The organism is Enterococcus sp. LJL128, assembly GCF_056924295.1.
In genome coordinates this window covers 425,410-446,260 of record NZ_JBXPBP010000001.1, presented here as the reverse complement: position 1 = coordinate 446,260, position 20,851 = coordinate 425,410, and the positions used below count along the sequence as shown (strand labels likewise).

General features: G+C 35.7%; 13 protein-coding genes. 12 read left to right on the top strand and 1 reads right to left on the bottom strand.

Translation table 11 applies throughout. The annotated features are described in order from the left end of the window. Positions 1-50: 50 nt before the first annotated feature. The 6 genes from AC1Z3K_RS02265 (at position 51) to AC1Z3K_RS02240 (ending at position 7,226) form a co-directional block, all read left to right on the top strand. Positions 51-785, top strand: a complete 735-nt coding sequence (locus AC1Z3K_RS02265; protein WP_461731715.1) for a glycosyltransferase family 2 protein — start codon at positions 51-53, stop codon at positions 783-785. A gap of 1 nt (position 786) precedes the next feature. Next, positions 787-1,134, top strand: a complete 348-nt coding sequence (locus tag AC1Z3K_RS02260) for a DUF2304 domain-containing protein (protein WP_426082191.1) — start codon at positions 787-789, stop codon at positions 1,132-1,134. Continuing rightward, the gene (locus AC1Z3K_RS02255; protein ID WP_461731714.1) at positions 1,134-1,472 is read left to right on the top strand and encodes a hypothetical protein; all 339 of its coding nucleotides are present in this window, start codon (positions 1,134-1,136) and stop codon (positions 1,470-1,472) included. The genes AC1Z3K_RS02260 and AC1Z3K_RS02255 overlap by 1 nt, the downstream gene beginning before the upstream one ends. A gap of 27 nt (positions 1,473-1,499) precedes the next feature. Beyond that, on the top strand, positions 1,500-3,419 hold the full coding sequence (locus tag AC1Z3K_RS02250) for a DUF2142 domain-containing protein (protein WP_461731713.1): 1,920 nt from the start codon (positions 1,500-1,502) through the stop codon (positions 3,417-3,419). 68 nt (positions 3,420-3,487) lie between these two features. Continuing rightward, positions 3,488-4,450: a glycosyltransferase family 2 protein gene (locus AC1Z3K_RS02245; protein ID WP_426082188.1), complete on the top strand. Its 963-nt coding sequence runs from the start codon at positions 3,488-3,490 to the stop codon at positions 4,448-4,450. A gap of 25 nt (positions 4,451-4,475) precedes the next feature. Continuing rightward, complete coding sequence (locus tag AC1Z3K_RS02240) at positions 4,476-7,226, top strand: YfhO family protein (RefSeq protein ID WP_461731712.1); 2,751 nt, start codon at positions 4,476-4,478, stop codon at positions 7,224-7,226. A 722-nt stretch (positions 7,227-7,948) separates the two neighbouring features. Here the strand turns inward: AC1Z3K_RS02240 and AC1Z3K_RS02235 are convergent. Next, positions 7,949-8,911, bottom strand: a complete 963-nt coding sequence (locus AC1Z3K_RS02235) for a lysylphosphatidylglycerol synthase domain-containing protein (protein ID WP_461731711.1) — start codon at positions 8,909-8,911, stop codon at positions 7,949-7,951. 277 nt (positions 8,912-9,188) lie between these two features. On the opposite strand from AC1Z3K_RS02235, the gene AC1Z3K_RS02230 reads away from it, so the two are divergent. From AC1Z3K_RS02230 to miaA, 6 genes are all read left to right on the top strand, one after another. Beyond that, positions 9,189-12,035, top strand: a complete 2,847-nt coding sequence (locus AC1Z3K_RS02230; RefSeq protein ID WP_461731710.1) for a GBS Bsp-like repeat-containing protein — start codon at positions 9,189-9,191, stop codon at positions 12,033-12,035. Between the two features lie 285 nt (positions 12,036-12,320). Continuing rightward, positions 12,321-13,136: an ABC transporter permease gene (locus AC1Z3K_RS02225; RefSeq protein WP_461731709.1), complete on the top strand. Its 816-nt coding sequence runs from the start codon at positions 12,321-12,323 to the stop codon at positions 13,134-13,136. Positions 13,137-13,163: 27 nt separating this feature from the next. Then, positions 13,164-14,372, top strand: a complete 1,209-nt coding sequence (locus AC1Z3K_RS02220) for an ABC transporter ATP-binding protein (protein WP_461731708.1) — start codon at positions 13,164-13,166, stop codon at positions 14,370-14,372. Then, on the top strand, positions 14,369-17,578 hold the full coding sequence (locus AC1Z3K_RS02215; protein ID WP_461731707.1) for a glycosyltransferase: 3,210 nt from the start codon (positions 14,369-14,371) through the stop codon (positions 17,576-17,578). Before AC1Z3K_RS02220 ends, AC1Z3K_RS02215 begins: the two co-directional genes overlap by 4 nt. Positions 17,579-17,592: 14 nt before the next feature. After that, a complete protein-coding gene (locus AC1Z3K_RS02210) occupies positions 17,593-19,740 on the top strand; it encodes a glycosyltransferase family 2 protein (protein WP_461731706.1) in 2,148 nt (715 codons plus the stop codon). 183 nt (positions 19,741-19,923) lie between these two features. Beyond that, complete coding sequence (miaA, locus tag AC1Z3K_RS02205) at positions 19,924-20,850, top strand: tRNA (adenosine(37)-N6)-dimethylallyltransferase MiaA (RefSeq protein ID WP_461731705.1); 927 nt, start codon at positions 19,924-19,926, stop codon at positions 20,848-20,850. Position 20,851: the final 1 nt, after the last annotated feature.

Here is a 20,851-nt window from a genome sequence, read left to right as displayed (position 1 = left end):
TTGATGGGAAAAATAAATGGCATTAAAAGTTTGGCGAGAGAGGGTTTGCTATGTGTAGGGTACTGTTAATTATTCCGGCATATAATGAAGAGGCCAATATTCTTAATACTGTTAATATGGTATGGGCATATCAAAAGCAGTTGGAAGAACGGCAGGAGCATTATTCGCTGGATTATGTTGTAATAAATGACGGCTCTAAGGATAGAACAAAAGAAATCATTGAAGAACATCAGTTGAATGCCGTTCATTTGATTCAGAATTTAGGTATTGGCGGAGCTGTTCAAACTGGATATAAATATGCTTTTCAGTACAATTATGATATTGCTGTCCAATTTGATGGAGATGGACAGCATGATATTAATAGCTTAGATGCTATTGTTAAGCCAATAATTGATGGAGAATATGATTTTTGTGTGGGCTCTCGTTTTATTGACGGCTCATCTTCAGAATTTCAAACGACCTCAATGCGTCGAGCTGGGATAAAAATTATCTCTTTTCTAATCAAACTTGTAACAAGCAAAAGGATTTATGATGTGACTTCGGGGTATAGGGCAGCAAACAAAGAAATCATTCATTTTTTCTGCACCCGCTATCCAACTGAATATCCAGAACCGGAAACAATTGTTCATTTGTTGAAAAGGAAAGCCAGGATAAAGGAATGTCCAGTTAATATGATGGAACGTGCAGGTGGAAAATCGTCCATCCATTCATTTAAATCTGTAAAGTATATGGTAGAGGTTGGCACTGCGATACTAATCTCAGCCTTTATGAAGGAGGGCGATTGATTTGACAACATTATTTAGAATAGAAATGATGATTGTGGGAATCTTATTTTTCATTTTTGTCATTCGTTCAATTAATCGTAATAAGTTGAGCTTAAAAAGAGCAGCTAGTCTCCTTGTTTTAGGAGTTGCTCTCCTGTTATTTGGTATAGTACCCAGACTTGCTGAGAGTTTGAGCTCATTTTTTGGATTTGAGACAACCTCTAATTTCCTTTATTTTTGTGCGATTCTATTCTTGTTGATTTCAGCAATATTTCAAAGTATTTTATTGTCCAATCAGGAAGAAAAAATCAAAAATCTAGTTCAGGAAATGTCCATTTTGAAATCTCAGAATAGTAAGGAGAAAAAATAATGATTTTATTTTTTATTTATGTTGTTTTATCTTCTTTAGGCCTCATCTTATTTAAACTAGGTTCTAAAGATTTGAATGTTGTTTTTCAACAGCAGCTATTTTCATTTTCCATGTCATGGATTGTACTTGCGGGTATCTTTTGCTATCTAGCCAGTTTTTTACTCTGGTTGGTAATAGTAAATAAATCAGAACTTTCATACATCTATCCGTTGTCAATCGCCTGTATAAATATTGCTATTTTAGTCGGTTCTCATTTTATTTTAAATGAAGCAATCGGAATCAAAGAGCTAATTGGAACAGGGGTCATTATCATTGGAATTATATTAATGAAAATTTAAACTGTAAGGTAAGGATGGGAAACGTAAATGGGAAAGCGGCATGCAGTTAAATACAACAAAAAGCTTCTAATTGGGTTAATAGTGCTGACTGCGCTTGTAGCTGCGGTACTAATTGAAGCACTTGGGTTTAATTTTAAAAATATTACGGCTGAAAACGTTGATTTGAAAATTACAGAAATAAAGACGGCTGGTTTTAAGAAGGATGAACAAGGGAACTTAACAGCTGAGCAAAATAATGCAAATATTACCTTGAAGTTTGATAAGAAACTCATTAAAAATTTTAAGTATGATATTGGCTTAGTAACAGTTGGTGATTACCAAAATCCTCCCAAATATGAAGTACAAGTGAATGGTAAAGATCTCTTAAGAAAATATAATAGTGTGTATAATAATTATTTTGGGATTAAGGAAAAAACAATTGTTCTTAATCAAGAAACAAACGAAATATTTATGAGTTTTTCGAACATGAAGGATTCTGCAATTAAAATAGATAATTATAGAGTCGCAAACTATTTCCAATTTAATAAAGTTAGATTCTTGATTATTTTTATGTTTAGTTTATTAATACTTTTGATTATTTTCTTTAGGAAACTTGAAATAAAAATGGAAATTTTTACTCCAATAGTGATTGTTTCGTTTGGTTTACTTTGTTCTGTATTAGTTCCTCCCCATCATACATGGGATGAGTTTGCTCATTTTATTAAATCCTATGACCTTGCAGAAGGACATGTATTTCCTAAAAATGGTGTAGAACGAGAGTATCCGGTGGGGTTAGAAAAACTTGATTACACTGCTAATTTGGAATATCAGTCCTATGATGATTTTCTTGTCGTTAAGCAGCATCTTTCTGATGTATCTGCTGAGAAAAAAGAAAAGAAAGCTTATAATTCAACCGCAATTATCAATTTATTTGTTCCCTATATTCCCAGTGGTGTAGGCATGAAAATTGCAATGATTTTCAAGCTGCCTATTCTATATTATTTGATTTTTGGGCGAATGATGAATGTTTTATTATATGCACTTTTAGCTTATCTGGCAGTTAAGAAGACACCTGTTTGTAAAAGTTTAATGGCGTTTTTTGCAATGTTGCCAATAAATATTTTTTTGGCGGCTTCGCTATCCTGTGATTTTCTGGCAACCGGCTGTATTTTGCTGGCGTTAGCTTATACATTGGATCTTCTTGTTAATAAAAAGAAAGCATCAGCTAAGGACATTGTACTTTTGTTTGTCTTGTATACATGTATTACTTTTGCAAAAGTTTCCTATGCGCCAATGTTCTTGTTTATGTTTTTACTGGGCAAAAATCAATTTGCAGATAAATCAAAACGCCGAATCTATTATGGTGCGGTTGTCATTGTGACGGCAGTTGTTGCTATAGGCACCTATTTATATGCCCAAAAGCTAGGCATTGTCCAGTGGCCTAAGGACGGGGTTGACAGTAAGCTTCAAGTACTGGGAATCCTAAAAAATCCGATTGGCTATCTGCAAATGCTGTTTACCTTTTTAGCAGATAACTCAATACACTACATTCAAAATATGTTCTCTTTCTTTGCTTATCTAGGGAATGCTACACCGCTGGTTGTCTTATTGACGACAGGAACAACGCTATTCTTGTCTTGGTTTGATTTGCCAAACTACCCTGTTAACGAGTTTGATGGACTTAGTAGAATTGATAAATCAATTCTTTATGTTGGAAGTTTAGGTGCTTTAGGCTTATCATTGACAGCCCTATATGTTAGTTTTACTCCAGTAGGTCAAAATGCTGTTCAAGGATTTCAAGGAAGATACTTGTTAGCGATTCTCTTTCCTGTTTTGCTTGCATTTAGAAACAAAGGGGTTCGCTCACCATTCGATAAAGCTTTTCTAGAAAGAGTGGTTTGTGTAATGATTATGCTCGTTTCTATGCCGCTATTTCAGATGATGCTCACTTATTTTTATAACTCTTAGTACATTTAGAAGTATGGATATTGGGTATCTGTATTTTTTGAAAATAACTTTACAAAAGGATGAAACAAATGAAATTAATTATTCAAATTCCCTGTTATAATGAAGCAGAAACACTTGAAATCGCGTTGAATGATTTACCAAAACAAATCGATGGTATTGATAAGATTGAAGTCTTGATTATTAATGACGGCAGCCAGGATAATACTGTAGAAGTTGCAAAAAACTGGGGAGTTGACTACGTTGTCAACTTTAAACGAAATAAAGGACTTGCTAAGGGGTTCATGGCAGGGCTGGATGCTTGTCTGCGTAATGGAGCAGATATCATCGTTAATACGGATGCCGATAATCAATATAACGGAGCAGACATTGAAAAGCTAGTGCGCCCGATTCTTAATGGTGAAACAGATATTGTGATTGGAGAGCGTCCCATTGCTCAAACAGAGCACTTCTCACCTCTAAAAAAGAGACTACAAAAATTGGGAAGCTGGGTAGTTAGAAAAGCTTCGAAATCTGATATCCCCGATGCCCCAAGCGGATTTAGAGCTTATAGTCGAGTTGCTGCTATGAAAATGAATGTAGCTAATGAGTATACTTATACATTAGAGACTATCGTTCAAGCCGGTAGAAATAAAATTGCAATGACCTCAGTACCAATTCGAACAAATGGTGAGCTTAGACCTTCAAGGTTATTTAGCAGTATGTTTGGCTATGTAAAAAAATCTATGTTAACTATTTTAAGAGCTTTTATGATGTATAAGCCATTGATGTTCTTTACTGTTTTAGGTGGAGTCATGTTTACTGTTGGGGCTGTTTTAGGTATTCGTTTCCTGATATTTTTCCTTCAAGGTGCTGGTAATGGTCATGTTCAGTCATTGATTCTAGCAAGTACGCTGCTTTTAATTGGTTTTCAAACATTTGTTATTGGCTTGCAGGCGGATCTAATTTCTGCAAACAGAAAACTTTTGGAAGATATTCAATATAGAGTTAGAAAATTAGACTATGATTCATCAGAAAGAGAAGAAAAAAAATAATTAGCGGGGGAAAGAAATACTAACTATGAGAGAGCAAAAATTTCTTCATAAGATTAAAAGTAATATTTGGATATATGTAGGGTTGATACTTGTATTTTTATTGGTATTTTCTAGCATTGTATTTGATGATTTTAAACTATCTTTCACAAATATAATGTACGCTTTTCCACCGTTCAGTTCACAGAATGTGGCTATTGATGGTCCGTTGCTCTCAGACGTGGTTGATCAAAACTATACTGTTTTTTTTAACTATATTCATGATTTTACATTCACCTTTTGGAATCCCCAAGCAGGGATAGGAGTCCCGCAAAGCATGTGGTTCTTTCTGTTTCCACTGCATTATTTATTCCTGCTGCCGTTGGATATTGGAATATTTTTGTTTTCTTTATCCAAATTTCTTATAGGTTTTATTGGAATGTATTTACTAGTCAGAGAATACGGAGCAAATAAAAGCAGTTCTTTTATAGCGGGGATAATTTTCACTTTCTCTTCTATTTTAGTATATTGGCACGGATGGCCTCACACAAGTGTAGCAATATTGGCACCGTTCATGTTTTTATTGACGGAGAAGTTCTTTAAAACAATGAAATTGAAGTATCTGTTTTTATTATCAGCATTAACTTATTTTTCTTTAGTAGCTGGTATGCCGACATACACTGCTTACTTTTTATATTTGTTGGGGCTATACGTTTTAGTTTATACTATCAAGAATTTTAAAAATGACAAAAGAAAAATGATGATTATTTTTGTCTGTTTCTTTATCGCCATTATGGTTGCTGCGGTGGCTAGCCTTCCTTATACTGGAGATTTACTTACTTCAGTAGGTTCGAATGGCTATGCTGATTCGAGGAAGTATCAAGCAACACGAGTTTTGAATTTTGAACATATTCGTTCGATGATTTTTCCAACTATTCGTTCTGCAGGAATGGAAGGTCATGTAAATGAAGGAACAATGTACACTGGAATATTAGCAGTTCTTCTATTTCCTTTTTCTTTAATTAATAGAAAAGAGAAACGTACGACTGTTTTCTGGTTTGTTACTTCTGTTGTTTTGCTATTACTTATTTTTACCGGAGTATTCGATGTAGTATTTACAAGACTACCAATGATTAATACGTCGGCAAAACCACGAGTAATTGTATTGCTTAATTTTTCGCTAGCAATCCTAACTGGTTTAAACTTAAATGATTTAATGAGGAATGCAACGAGATCTGTTAAGAAGAAGCTAGGACTAATTGCTTGCCTTGGAATAGGCTTTGTCCTGTTTTTAGTTGCTGCGAATACGCTAGGTGTTTTTTCAGAGCTTGACCCAGAAAGACAAACTGAATTTTATCGGATTTATCTTGTGTTAATTGGAAGTAGTATGGCCATTGCTGCGGCACTATTTTCAAAATCCAAGAAGCTTAAAGGAATATTGGTATCTATTGTATCCTTACTCGTCATATGGGACATGGGAACATTCACTAAAGAATATCTGCCGATGATTGATAAATCAGCTGATGTGATTCCAGAGCCCACTGATACAATTAAATATATGCAGGAAAATACAAAAAATCAGGAAAAAATTGCGATGTTGGGTAATTGGAATCTGTTTCCTTCCACAAATGTGTTTTACGGGATTCGAGATATCAGAGGTCATGATTTTGCCTATACGAATGAAGAACTAATTAATTATTACAAAGCTATAGATAAGACAGCTTATGATTCACCAACCAGAATCAGTTTTAATCACATTGATAATATTAATTTGCTTAAATATCTGGGTGTTAAATATATTTCTACAAATAGTCTAACAACTTTAGATGATAGATATGCAGATACTAGCTTTGTTCCAACTTTGAGTGTTTACAAAGGGCATGGTTTTGAGCAGGAATTTACTGCTACTGTACAAGGATTAAGCCAAATGACTGTTTTAGTTGGAACTTCTGACTATGAATTTGGAGAAAATGATACATTAACTTTTGAAATCATCGATAGAAATATGGGTAGTATTGCTAGTCAGACAACAACAAAAGTTAAAGGCTTAAGAAATAATGCACCATTCACCTTTAAGTTTCCAAGCATTGATAATTCTTTGGATAAGGATTATGTGCTTAGAGTTTCCAGTAATCTAGCTAAAGAAATGCCAATGGCTTTTTATACTACCGAAGAACAAGTATATGATGGCGAAATCTTCTATGGAAATGAAGAAATCTCAGGTTCATTAATTCTAGCACAAACGAACGCTGAAGAAACTTACTATGGTAAAGATGGTTTCTTTACAACTGACATTGAGGAATATTCTGAACAGCTTGAGATAGTAAATTCTATTGTAGTTAAAGACTCAAAAAATGATATTTTAGAAGCTATGTCTGATGAGTATCAGCCAAACACGATGTTTATAACAGCAAAGGAAGCTGAAAAGCTAGACGTTGATGAAATTTCAACATCCGCTATCAAATCTAGTGAAGGTATAGAAGAGATAGAAAATCTTAAAAATGGCACAGTTACCTTCAAAACTAATTTTGAAGAACAACGAGTGGTTCTTTTAAATGAGTATAATGATAACAACTGGACTGTTTATGTTGATGGGGAAAAGGAAGCTGTTTATAGTGGGAATTACCTTTTGAGAGCAGTTAAGGTGCCGGCAGGTAATCATAGTGTTGAATTTAAGTATGAACCGAAATATAAGTTGCTGTTTACTAAAATTGCTATTGGTACGGCAGTTGTGTTCATTTTGCTATGGGTATCAATGAAGTGGTGGGAAAAAAAGTTAAGATTAAATAATCAAAACTAAACCAAAAAGGTTCTATTTCAACTTGTGTTGTTAGAACAAAAACTGAATGACATTGAAGAGCTTGAAACAAAAAACAGAGAAACTCTGATTTTGTTTCAAGCTCTTCTTCATGCTGCGAAAAATAAGATTTTGAATATTATAAGTACGCAAACGAAAATGATAGAAAGTGCGATAACTATGGGTAAAACACTTGATTCCCTTATTCTTGCTGTTTGGCTCTTTTGTGACACCATTGGAGAAAGAATAACGAAAAGCATTAGTGATTCCTTGTTTGTTTTTTTAGGTCTGTTTCTTTTTAAAACAAGTAGGAATCCTGACATCTAACGTATCGAGTTCCTCAAAGAAACGTAGGGCATCACGAAAGGGCTATTTGAAAACTGAATGGTGTCATAAGCGATGTGTAATATAGAATCATAACTAAGCAATTCATCGACATGTTTGTCTGAGCCAAGAGGCGCTTAACTAATGGATGGTACAGACAGAACTGACTATCCAGTTTAGATGAAACCTTAAGAAATAACTTCCAATATTTTTATCCATAGGAAACAACCGTTCTGATGCTTTGTAATTTCAATTGAGTTTATTTTTTCCACTTGTTGTTCCTTTATTTTTTTGAATATTCAAAAAATACTGACAGATTTTTCACTAACACAAAATGTTGTAGACCCCAAAAAAACTGGAACATTTTAGGAGCTAGTAGACTCCAGAAATGTTCCAGTTTTTTATTTTTCAATACTACTTTCTTTATGCTGGCCATCTTTTTTTAACATGTTAAAAATTAAGACCAATAAAAATGCCAGACCATCAGCAACAGTTGTCAAGACTCTAAAAATCACCATTGCAAAGGTAATTACTCCCTCATTTATGAGACCACCAGTGGCTCCAGCCATGACTGCTTCTCGAATTCCAATGCCTGCCGGTGCTCCAGGTGTAATAAAACCAACCAGCCAGGAAAATGTATAAGCAGAAAACAATTGAAGAAACAACTGAGGATTTAGGCTGACATCAAGAACATAAACAAGTAGAGCTGTAAACAACAGACTTTGAATCATCATTGTAAATATATAGTAAATCAAAGCTGAAACAAAACCTTTTAATGTTTGAAGAGTAATAAATTGTTTTATTGTTTTTAAAAAAGCATGAGCTTTTTCTCGAAAAGCATAGACAACCACTGCAGCACCAAGAATCAGAGCAATAAATCCGATACAAATAAAAAGTATCGTCTGTGAATTAAAATGAAAAGAAAAGCCATGCTGGAAAAAATAGATTGACGATAGAACAACTGCTGCCAGAACGTTAATAAAAATATCAAAAACAGTCGCTGTAGCTACTTTTAGATGTGGTATTTCACGTTTGGTTGCCAGCTCATTACGACCGACATACTGAAATACATTCCCAGGGAGATACTTTAGCAAATTAGATTTTGTATAAACCATGATTGTATCCCGCCAGGGCATTTTCTTGGCAGAAAAGATTTCCACCAATTTTTTCCACGGATAACAGTTAGTAATGATAATTATAGTTAAAATAAGAGTGATACCTGTAATTGTGAAAATATTTTGTTGTTTAAATAAAATGGTGTAGTCCAGTGAACTGGTAAATAGTTTTCTGAAGACGAAAAACACTGCTACAAGGGTAATAATATTACCTAAAATATTCAGAATTTTTTTCACTTTTGTATTCATTATTTTCTCACTTTCTGATAGTTACTAGCTTCAATTTTACTCTAAAATAATTAGAGGAGCAAATTTTTTTGAGAGCTTGTTTAAGCTAAAGGAATAGTTAAAAAGTTATAATCTATCTTGCAATTAAAAGATTATTTGATTACTATTAAGTGTCTACATAGTTTTTTACTTAATAGTTGTTAAATAAAATGATAAACTATACATGCAAATTTACTTAAGTTTTAGATGAAGTTTGAATAATAGCGGGTTAAAAAAAAGAAAATGGAGTTTTAAATTAATGAAGAAAAAATTACTTTTTACAGCTAGTTGTCTAGCCTTATTTATGAATGTGGCTTTGCCAATGACATATGCTTTTGCGGAAGATACTGAACCGGGAATAACTATTCCTGAGGAAAACAATTCTTTGAGTGATGAGCTTCCTTCGCCACTTAATGAAGGAAGCAGCGTGCAGGAGTCTCAGTCGTCAGAAGAAGCTGAGCCATCGACTGAATCCTCAATGGAACTATCGGAAGCTCCTGTTGCTGAAATGAGTGAAAGTGATGTTGAAGAGGAAGTAAATGATCCAAATGGTTTTACAGAACCTTCTCCTAGTAGTCGTTCAGACCTTGCTATAGCAGCAAGAAGTCTGGCTCGAGCGACAATCGATACAGTTTATGCTGGTGAAAAAAATAGACCCGTTCTGAGCTTTATTGATATTTCTTCTCACAACGGCACAATTACAACTAGTCAGTACCAGATGATGAAGACCTATGGTGTTAAAGGGGTTGTGGTTAAATTAACAGAAGGAACTACTTATTTTAACCCGTATGCTCAGTCTCAAATAGCTAATGCAAAAGCAGCAGGAATGATGGTATCTGTCTATCATTACAGTCACTATACTACGACAAGCGGTGCTCAGAATGAAGCAGCCTTCTTTGCTAGCAAAGCTCAATCTTTGAATTTACCTAAGGATACAGTGATGGTTTCGGATATTGAAGAGCCGACTATGCGGATTGCTTCTTTAAATACAAATACGACAGCGTTTAAAAATAAATTGAATGCAGCAGGGTATTCAAAAGTTGCCTATTATCTTTCTCAAAGCTGGCTGGATACAGCTGGAGGTTTATTTAATACAGGTCTTTTTGGAAAAGGAAATATTTGGGTAGCTCAATATCCTTATTCGCCAACTGCATCTCAGAACTGGAACAGTGATTTTTCTTCATGGCAGTGGTCATCCAACTTTTATTTCCCAGGTATTTCTCATCCATTTGATGTGAATACGGACTATACTGGTTTGTTTACTAATAATGGCAACCAGTGGAAACCAAGTATCCCTGTAACTGCTCAAACGACTGTTAATGATACAAATGGCTCAGAAACAACCTTTAGAGCGACTGCTTCTGTTAGTGCAGGAGGGTATACACCTTATAGAGTCTATTTTCCAGCTTGGTCTGACACTGGCGGTCAAGATGACTTGATTTGGTATGAAGGTCAACTGAACAATGATGGTACTTGGAGTGCAAATATTGATATTACTAGACATAAAACTAGTGGAAAGTATCAGGTTCATACCTATGTTCAAATGCTTGCGACTACTGAGAGTATAAATACTGGTAGTAATTCGTTTTCGGTTACCCCGCCTTCCTTTGAAGCAAGTGTTGATGTAGCGGCAGCTGCTAAGGGGAAATTTGAAGTAACTATAAAACCGTCTTCTAATTCAGGTGTAAAAGAAATTCAAGTACCTATCTGGAGTCAAGCAAATCAATCAGATATTCAATGGTATACAGCGAAGCTGCAGAATGATGGAACTTACAAACTGAGTGCGACAATCAGTAATCATAATTACAATGTAGGGAACTATAAAGTTCATGTCTATATGACAACGAATAATGGTATTAGAGTGGCTAAGTCATTAGGTGAAGTAACGGTCAGTGAGATTGGAAATCTTAATGGGATAACTACAGTGGCAGATGTAGATGGGAAAGAGACGACCTATAAAGGAACTGCTTCTGTTGACATGGGTGCTTATGGAGACCCCTCAGCAATTTTGTTTGCTGTTTGGAGTCAACAAAATGGACAGGATGATTTAGTTTGGTATACTGCGGCAAAACAAGCAGATGGTACCTATACTGCCAATTTTGATATTAAAAGACATAAAACGGCTGGGATATACAGTGTCCATACGTATGCGCGTTTAAAAAACAACTCTATGAAAAACATTACTTCAGGAACATTTACGGTTTCGACACCAGGAGTTTCTGCAACTGTTGATACAAAGAATGCTGCTAAAGGGACATTCAGTGTTAGCATAAATTCATCCTCTAAATCTGGGATAAGTAAAATTCAGGTTCCTATTTGGAGCCAGCCTGGACAAAAGGATTTAAAATGGTACACAGCTGAAAAGCAGTCAGATAACACATACAAAGTAGTGGCTGATGTTGCAAATCATCAATTTAATAATGGCACATATACTGTTCATGCATACGTAGATGCAGGTAACGGGATTCGTGCAGCTGTATCTGTAGGGACAGTTAATGTTTCATTAGAGCCAGTCTCCGGCACTACTGAAATTAAAGACAGCAGCGGCAATGAAACTTCATATACTGCAAAAGCAAAAGTGAATATGGGCGGGTATGGTACGCCGGCAACCGTTTATTTTGCGACATGGAGCCAGGCTGGCGGTCAAGATGATTTAGTATGGTACACTGGCACAAAACAGTCAGACGGCTCATATTCAGTAAACATTCCAATAAGCAGACATAAAACTGCTGGAGTCTATAATGTTCATACTTATGTCAACTTAAAGAATGGATCGAAGAAGGCAATTGGAACCGATACGTTTACTGTCTCTACGCCTGATTTGAACGTTGCCACAACTAATATTAATCGTTCTAAAGGTACTTTTGACGTCATCGTTACTCCCAATTCAAAATCAGGAGTTGATAAAATTCAGGTACCTGTATGGTCTAAAAGCAATCAATCAGATATAAAATGGTATACAGCTGTAAAACAGGCGAATGGCACATATAAAGTGACTGTAAATAAACAAAATCATAAAAATGCTTCTTCGTTTACTGTTCATGCGTATCTTTATGCAAAAAATGGGATTACTCGTGCGATAAATGCAGGCAAAGTATCACTTTAGTCTAATTAGCTAAAAAGAAATAAATGAAGCTTAAAAGTAAGGGTTTGAAATAGATTCAATTTGAATTTTATTTCAAACTCTTTTCGCATGGTCTGAAAACTTCAAGTTTTGGTCGAAGCTTGATTTATAGAGTTCTTTTCAGTAAAATGGACATGTTGACCTCGAAGATAAGTATTAAATTTTTATAAAGCAACATACATCTTATCTCCAGATGGCATATAATACTTTTTGAGATAAAAGTGTAAATCGACAAATAACATATCTTTGATGCAGAAAGGAAAAAAAATGATTACAGCAACGAAAGAGTTAGTAAGTTTTATAAGAGATATTTACCAAAATAAGAAATTGACGATTCAATTTTCTTTTAATGATTTTAAATCACGTTATGCGGGTTCTTTTTTTGGGATTTTTTGGGCTTTTGTGAATCCGTTGGTAACAGTATTAACTTATTGGTTTGTTTTTGGATTCGGATTAAAAGCTGGTTTAACAGATGGGAAATACCCATTCCTTGTTTTTCTTGTAACCGGTATTGTACCGTGGTTTTTCTTTTCTGATTCATTAACCTCTTCTACTGGTGTGTTTAGAGATTATAATTATTTAGTGAAAAAGGTTGTATTCAACATTCGAATATTGCCAACAGCAAAGGTGATGTCCAATCTATATACACACTTGTTCTTTATTTTTATTACGTTAAATATTTGTATTCTGCACGGATTTTTCCCAACAATGCAGACACTTCAAATTGTATACTACCTATTTTGTTTATGTGCATTCCTTACAGGAATTACCTGGCTGACTGCATCTATTCAACCCTTCTTACCAGATATCATGCAGTTGATAGGGGTTCTTTTGCAGACAATCATGTGGACATTGCCTGTATTATGGTCGCCAAGTCAGTTTTCTCCTAGAATTGTCCAACTATTAAAACTGAATCCATTGTATTACATTGTGCAGGGCTACAGGGAATCATTTTTGAGTCAAGGTTGGTTTTGGGATCATTGGGCACTGACTCTTTATTTCTGGGGTTTTACGCTTGTACTATTGCTGCTTGGAGCAGTTGTATTTAAACGACTAAGACCTCATTTTTCAGATGTATTATAATAGAAAAGAATTTAAGGAGACAGCGATATGTCAGAATATGCAATTCAAATAGATAATCTAACAAAAACATATAATATGTACGGAAAACCTTCTGACCGATTTAAAGAAGCTTTGGATCCCAGAAGAAGAAGCTATCATGATGTTTTTTATGCATTGAAAGATGTCAACGTTCATGTGAAAAAAGGTGAAATGATTGGATTTGTCGGAGAAAATGGTTCTGGTAAATCAACGATGCTAAAAATCATTACAGGAGTACTAACACCCACATCTGGCACTTTAGAAATTGATGGGAAAATATCAGCTTTGCTGGAACTGGGTTCTGGTTTTAATCCTGAATATTCAGGATACGATAATATCTATCTGAATGGGATGGTTTTAGGATTTAGTAGAGAAGAAATCAGTGAGATGGAGCAGGATATTATTAATTTTGCCGATATTGGTGATCATTTGTATCAGCCGGTAAAAACCTATTCCAGTGGGATGTTTGTCCGTTTAGCATTTGCAGTGGCAATTAACGTTAATCCGGATATTCTGATTGTCGATGAAGCACTTGCTGTTGGGGATTTGGAATTTCAACTGAAGTGTATGGATAAATTTACAGAAATTAAAAACTCAGGCAAGACAATTTTATTTGTATCGCATGATATTAACTCTGTTAGACGTTTTTGCGACAGGGTGTACTGGCTCAAGAATGGGGAAGTAGTTGAAGAAGGAGATACAATGGAAGTTACTTCCAACTATGAAAACTTTCTGAAGAAGAAATCAATTAAAACAATTGAAGCTGAAAAAGTAATGAAGAATGAAGAAACGGTACCTGATATTGTTGAAGTGACAAGTGCTGAGCTACTTGATGGAACCTTACAGCCAGTTGATATCGTTCAGCAAGATGAAAAAGTAGTTGTAAAAATTAATTATACTGTTAAAAATGCCGATATCCGTAAACCAGTTTGTGGTGTAGCGATTCGGACTGTTGATAATCATTATGTCTGTGGTTTAAATACTCTGTTAGATAAAATTGAAATTCCTTGGGAATCAGGAGAAAATGTTTTTTATATTGAATACAATAAAATGTCTCTTCTGACAGGCGAATATTATTTTGATATTGCTTTCTTTGAAGAACATGCCACAGTACCATTGGAGTATAAAACAAAATACTTAAAAATGTTCATCAGCGGACAGTACACAGGCGAGGGCATTGTGATACTAGATCATGAATGGAAGGATACCATGAAATGAAGTATGATTTTGAAATGGATTTAGATGAAAGCACAAGTGTTGGCAAGATAGCTGCATATATCAATGAAAACAGTCGTGTGTTAGAGTTTGGTCCAGGAAATGGCAGAATGACAGAATATCTGCAGAAGGCCAAAAACTGTAATGTTTCTATTGTTGAACTGGATAAGGAACTATTTGATCATGTAAGTACTTTTGCTGATGATTCTTTTTATGGAAATATTGAAGAGTATACTTGGGTAAAGCACTTCGAAGGCAAGACTTTTGACTACATCATTTTTGCTGATGTATTAGAGCATCTCTTAAACCCTGTCAAAACATTAGAGATTGTCAAAGGATTTTTAAACCCAGAAGGGGAAATTCTGATTACATTTCCTAACCTGGCGCATAATTCTGTACTAATTAATTTGTTTAACAATAAGCTTGAATGGACAGAATATGGATTGTTGGACGCAACACATAAAACATTCTATACACAATCCGGTTTTGAGAAAGTGTTCGATTCTCTAGGACTATATATTAATAAAGAAGATTTTACAATCAATGAAGTAGGAAATAATGAGATTGATGCTCATTACGAAGACCTGCCGATTGAGGTCCACGATGCCTTTAGAAAGCGGCCCTTTGGAGAAGTTTATCAGTATTTCTACGCGTTAAAACAACATCCTGTTGAAGCGCCAGTCAGAATAACGCCAGACAATTCAAATTACTATAAGAGAGTAAAACTGGTTTATGATTACGGCGATTATGAAGAAGAAGAGATTGTTGTATTAAATACCTTTACAGGGGAAAACCGCAACTATTTTACCGATATTGCTAAAGAGGTGAAAAGTCTAACTATTTGGCCGTTTCCTGAAAATATTGGTGGAATCTTACGTTTCTTTATAGATGTTGAAGGTGAACAAGTTCATCGTTTTGAGACAAGTGCGGTATTTTATGAAAAGGAAAAATTTGTCTTTTCAAATATTTTTCCTGCCTATATAAAAATTGACCATGATGAAATTGCTGGAAAATCTGTTGTTCTTAACTTTGATTACATTTTTCAAGGACAGTTTTTATTGGAAATAAATGATATGATGGCATCTATTCGTAAAATTCAGGAAGAAAAACAGTTAATAGCTGATCGATATTACGAACTAGTAAAGAGTGATGAATGGATACCTGCTGATAGGAAAGGGGAAGAAAACTTCCCGCGTACACCAGTAGACGAACTGAATCAGACACTCGCTCTGAATATCGATGAGGTCACTCGTAATGAAGATAGCAATACTAGCTTTATCAGAGGCTGGGGTGTTTCGAATGATGATAAGAAACCGTTGAATTTCCAGTTGACAACTGATAGTGCTCCTTATTTTAAAGTAAAAAGAGTGTATCGGAAGGAAATCAATGAAGGATTTGGATTTCCGAAAGAAGAAAAATATGGTTTCGAAATCGAAGTGGCAGATTATGAGCTGGAGCAGTTCTTTAATTTTATTATTACGACTGCTTCTGGAAGAGTTTGTAAGGTTACAATCAATCGCCATATCGGTATCTATTATCCGCCAAGAGTACCTTCAAAGCTGCGCCGTGTTTTAGGTGCGGTGAAAAGAAAAGGCTTGAAGGGCTCTGTTAACTGGTTATTAAATCGAAAGAGTCAGCAAAATATTTATGAGCACTGGGTTGAAGAGCATGAGCAGTATGATGTAGATCAGATTAAAGCTGAAATAAGCAGCTTTGATTATCAGCCGAAAATATCTGTTGCTGTTCCAGTTTATAATGTGGAAGAAAAGTGGCTGGCAGCTTGTGTGGGTTCTCTTAAGGATCAGTTCTATGAAAATTGGGAATTGTGTTTAGCGGATGATGCTTCACCGAAAGAGCATATTCGTCCTCTGCTGGAAAAATATGCAGCAGAAGATGAACGTATCAAACTAATCTTCCGTGAGAAGAATGGCCATATTTCTGAAGCTACTAATTCAGCGTTAGAAATTGCGACAGGTGATTATGTCGGATTTATGGATAATGATGATGAGTTAGCTCCAAATGCATTATATGAAATTGCTAAGGCTTTAAATAAGAATCCAAAAATAGATTTCTTTTATACAGATGAAGATAAGGTAACTGCTGAAGGCAAACGATTTGATGCTTTTTTCAAACCAAACTGGAATCAGCAATTAATTTTACAACATAACTACATCACTCATTTTGTGGTTTTAAAACGTGAATTGCTAGATAGAGTAGGCGGGTTGCGTACGGAGTATAATGGCAGTCAGGATTATGATTTTGTGCTGCGGGCTACAGAAGCTGCAAGCAGTATCCATCATATTGAAGGGATCTTGTATCATTGGCGTGCTATCGAAACATCTACTGCCTTAAATCCTGAAAGTAAGGATTATGCCTATACAGCTGGTAAAAAAGCATTAGAAGCAGCCTTTTCTCGGCGGGGTATTAAAGCTAACGTAAAAATCGCAGAATTTTATGGCTGCTACAAAACTGATTTTGTATATGAGGATCAGCCAAAAGTTTCAATCGTACTAGTTCATGACAGCAAACACTTAAACGATAATTTAGCAACATTATTAAGCAAAACCTATTATGCTAATTTTGAAGTTATCATTTCAACATCATCTAAAGTGAAAGTTACAATTAACGATAGCCGCTTAAGATTTGTCGATGGAGATATTAATGAACGAATCAAACAATCTGATGGGGAGTTTGTTTTACTACTGAATGAAAAACTGGCGCCAACTTCTGGCTCATGGCTAACAGAGCTGATGAACTATGGTAGACAATCAGAATCAGGCGCGGTCTGTGGAAAACTTTCTTCTACTGGCAACATGATTGCGAATATTGGTGTTTCTATCGATCTAGATAAAATGAAATTAATCTATCCTGAACGTGGGAACCCTGAAACTAATCTGGGTTATTATTACCGTGCTGCATTGCCAAGGGGTATATATGCAGCGACAGAAGATTGTATGATTTTCAGAAGAGCTGATTTTGATTCAGTTGGCGGGCTTTCTGAAGAATTGGGAAGCCAACTGATAGGTGTGGATTTAAGTTTGAAAATCCGTCAAAACTTAGGGAAAGATATCGTTTATACGTCTTATGCCAGACTTAAAGAATCAGACCATATGGATATTGATGTTTCAAGAGAGCAAATAGAAAAACTGGGATTAAACTGGTCAGAACAGCAATTAGACGATCCGTATAAGAACTCAATCTCATTGTAAACCTGGAGGGAAAAATGGATAAGAACTTAACAGTTACAGTAGACAGCATTGTCAGAAATGGACAGGACAACACAGTTACAGTCAAAGGCTGGGCATTTGATGAAAGTTGTAAAGAGACGCCTAAAATAACCGCTCAGAATGAGATAAATGCAGAGGTTACAATTAGTCAATTTTATCGAATGGATGTTAATGTTCTTTTTGATTTGCCTAATGAAATGAACGTCGGTTTTGAATTTGTTGTTAAACCTAAAAGTCCTTCTGGAAAAGTAGTTTTTAACTTTAAAACGGCAAATGCGGCTACCTCATATACTGTTAATCTGAAAAAGAAATATCCTGTTGAAAAGGGGACTGAAACTCCTTTACAGCTAAGGCTGGGTAAGGTTAGAAAAGGGTTAGGGTACTTAAAGCGTAACGGAATTAGCAGTACAATTAGACGCTATAAATTAGAGAAATTTATCAATGGTGACGAGTATAGAGCGTGGATGACTCAAAATGAAACAGAAACGATTCGTGATTGGGAAAAAGCGTTACCCAGTTTAACTGATCAACCACTTGTCTCTATTATTATGCCTGTATATAATGTTGAGCCGAAATGGTTGGTTCGCTGCATTGAATCTGTCCAAAATCAGGTATATAGAAACATTGAATTATGTATTTGCGACGATGCATCAACTAATCCTGAAATTAAGAAGATAATAGAGAGCTTTTCAGAAAAAGACCCTCGAATTAAAGCTGTATTTCGATCTGAAAATGGTCATATAAGCGTAGCTAGTAATGATGCACTGAATCTGGCAACTGGCGAATTCGTTGCGCTGCTGGATAACGATGATGAGCTGTCTGTCAATGCAATTTTTGAGATTGTTAAAGAAATAAACAATCAGCCTGATGTAGATTTAATTTATAGTGATGAAGATAAAATCGATCAAGAGGGAGCAAGATTTGAGCCTCATTTTAAACCTGAATGGTCACCTGATTTACTAATGGGGACAAATTACATCTCCCATTTAAGTGTGTTTAGAACCAAAATTCTAAAGGAAATCGGCGGCTTTAGAGAAGGTGTCGAAGGTGCGCAGGATTATGATTTGGTTTTGCGATTCACTGAAATTATTCCTGAATCGCATATAAAGCACATTCCAAAAGTTTTATACCATTGGCGTGTGCTCCCAGGTTCTACTGCGTTGTCTCAAAAGGAGAAGGATTACGCAAGTGACGGCGGCTTAAAAGCATTGAGGGATGCTTTGTCTCGGCGTAAGTTAAATGGAACAATTCAACCGGGAATTGCTCCGGGATTTTATGATGTTGCTTATGAAGTAATCGATGAAGAATTGGTTAGTATCATTATTCCGACCAGAAATGGATATGATGATGTAAAAACTTGTGTGGATTCGATTATTGAGAAAACAACTTATCCTAATTATGAAATTGTCATTGCTGACAATGAGAGTGATGACCCGAAAATGGATGAACTTTATAAAGGGTATAAAAATAAGCTGGGTGAAAGATTTATTGTTGAAGAAATTAATATTCCCTTCAATTATTCAAAAATCAATAATATTGCTGCCGCAAATTCAAATGGAAAATACGTATTATTTTTAAATAATGATACACAAGTTATTGCTGAGGACTGGATGACTAGGATGGTTTCTTATGCTCAGTTTGACCGTGTAGGCTGTGTTGGAGCAAAACTCTATTATCCAGATAAAACAATTCAGCATGCAGGTGTCATTATGGGACTGGGAAATGTTGCCGGCCACGGACATCACTACTTCCCTAACGGCGATATCGGCTATTTTGGTCAGCTTTACCTAGATGTAGATTATCTGGCAGTAACAGCTGCTTGCGTCTTATTGAAAAAGGCAGATTTTGAGGCAGTCGGTGGTTTTGATGAGGAATTCACAGTGGCGTTTAATGACGTTGATTTATGTATGAAGGTCTATGAGCTTGGAAGATATAATGTTTGGGCGCATCAGGCTGAACTCTACCATTTTGAATCAAAATCCAGAGGCTATGAAACAACACCAGAGAAACTGCAGCGTTTTGAAGGTGAAAAGAAACTCCTTCAGAAAAAATGGCAGACATATATTGATCATGATCCGTTTTATAGTCCGCATCTAACTCGCGGAACAGGTAATTTTACGATTCGTATAGAAGCGGATGCTTAAATTTGTCGTCATAAAATGATGGATAAACGGTGTTTAAACAATTTGTGAAAATGAGGGGTGGACATGTAATCGATATGTCCGCCCTTTTGTACTTTCATTTGATAGGAGCAATTTGGAATGATAGAATGAACAGTATAAAATCACGGAAGCATAATAATTTATTAATGGGTGAATGATTTGGGAATGAAAAAAGTATTAGTCATTGTTGGACCAACAGCAGTTGGGAAAACGGCATTAAGTATACATATGGCAAAAAAATTTGATGGGGAAATCATTAGCGGAGATTCCATGCAGGTTTATAGAAAATTAGATATTGGTACAGCTAAAGTAACAAAAAGGGAGATGGAAGACATTTCCCATTATCTGATTGACTGTCGGGATATTACAGATTCGTATTCAGCAGCTGATTTTCAACGTGAAGCCCGAGGGTGCATCGAAGCAATCAATGGTAGAGGCAAGCTGCCGATTGTGGTCGGTGGAACAGGTCTTTATATTCAATCTTTGCTTTATGACTTCCAGCTTGGCGGAAAAAAAGAAGATGAATCACTAAAGCTGCGTGAGGAGTATAACTGCTATGCGGAGCAGAATGGAAATGAAGCGCTTTGGCAGCAGCTTCAAGAGAAAGATTCGTTGGCAGCAGCAGCAATTCATTTTAATAACCGCAAGAAAGTTATCCGAGCGCTGGAAGTCTTTGATTTGACAGGCTATAGTATTATGCGGCCCAAAGAACAGCCGCAGCAGCTTTATGATTATTTCCTGGTCGGTCTGGAAACGGAACGGGAACTTTTGTATCAGCGAATCAATCAAAGAGTGGATGAAATGCTGAAACAGGGTTTGTTGGAAGAAGCAGAATATACTTATGAAAATCTGGAAATGCAGGCGGCACAAGGAATTGGCTATAAAGAGTTTTTTCCGTATTTTCAAGGAAAAATTAGTTTGGAAGAGGCAGTTGAGCAAGTCAAGCAAAATTCCAGACGCTATGCTAAGCGTCAGCTGACGTGGTTTAGGAACCGGATGCAGGCAAATTGGATTAATCTTATTCAGCAACCCGATAGCTTGGCTGAACTGGACAGTACAATCGAAAAGTGGCTGAAGCAGGAGAGAAGGTAGT

What these genes read in the sequence shown, in the direction of transcription:
- AC1Z3K_RS02230 (WP_461731710.1), top strand. Translation starts at nt 9,189, where the DNA reads ATGAAGAAAAAATTACTTTTTACAGCTAGTTGTCTAGCCTTATTTATG.
- AC1Z3K_RS02250 (WP_461731713.1), top strand. Translation starts at nt 1,500, where the DNA reads ATGGGAAAGCGGCATGCAGTTAAATACAACAAAAAGCTTCTAATTGGG.
- AC1Z3K_RS02235 (WP_461731711.1), bottom strand. Translation starts at nt 8,911, where the DNA reads ATGAATACAAAAGTGAAAAAAATTCTGAATATTTTAGGTAATATTATT.
- AC1Z3K_RS02210 (WP_461731706.1), top strand. Translation starts at nt 17,593, where the DNA reads ATGGATAAGAACTTAACAGTTACAGTAGACAGCATTGTCAGAAATGGA.
- AC1Z3K_RS02215 (WP_461731707.1), top strand. Translation starts at nt 14,369, where the DNA reads ATGAAGTATGATTTTGAAATGGATTTAGATGAAAGCACAAGTGTTGGC.
- AC1Z3K_RS02265 (WP_461731715.1), top strand. Translation starts at nt 51, where the DNA reads ATGTGTAGGGTACTGTTAATTATTCCGGCATATAATGAAGAGGCCAAT.
- AC1Z3K_RS02225 (WP_461731709.1), top strand. Translation starts at nt 12,321, where the DNA reads ATGATTACAGCAACGAAAGAGTTAGTAAGTTTTATAAGAGATATTTAC.
- AC1Z3K_RS02255 (WP_461731714.1), top strand. Translation starts at nt 1,134, where the DNA reads ATGATTTTATTTTTTATTTATGTTGTTTTATCTTCTTTAGGCCTCATC.
- miaA (WP_461731705.1), top strand. Translation starts at nt 19,924, where the DNA reads ATGAAAAAAGTATTAGTCATTGTTGGACCAACAGCAGTTGGGAAAACG.
- AC1Z3K_RS02240 (WP_461731712.1), top strand. Translation starts at nt 4,476, where the DNA reads ATGAGAGAGCAAAAATTTCTTCATAAGATTAAAAGTAATATTTGGATA.
- AC1Z3K_RS02245 (WP_426082188.1), top strand. Translation starts at nt 3,488, where the DNA reads ATGAAATTAATTATTCAAATTCCCTGTTATAATGAAGCAGAAACACTT.
- AC1Z3K_RS02220 (WP_461731708.1), top strand. Translation starts at nt 13,164, where the DNA reads ATGTCAGAATATGCAATTCAAATAGATAATCTAACAAAAACATATAAT.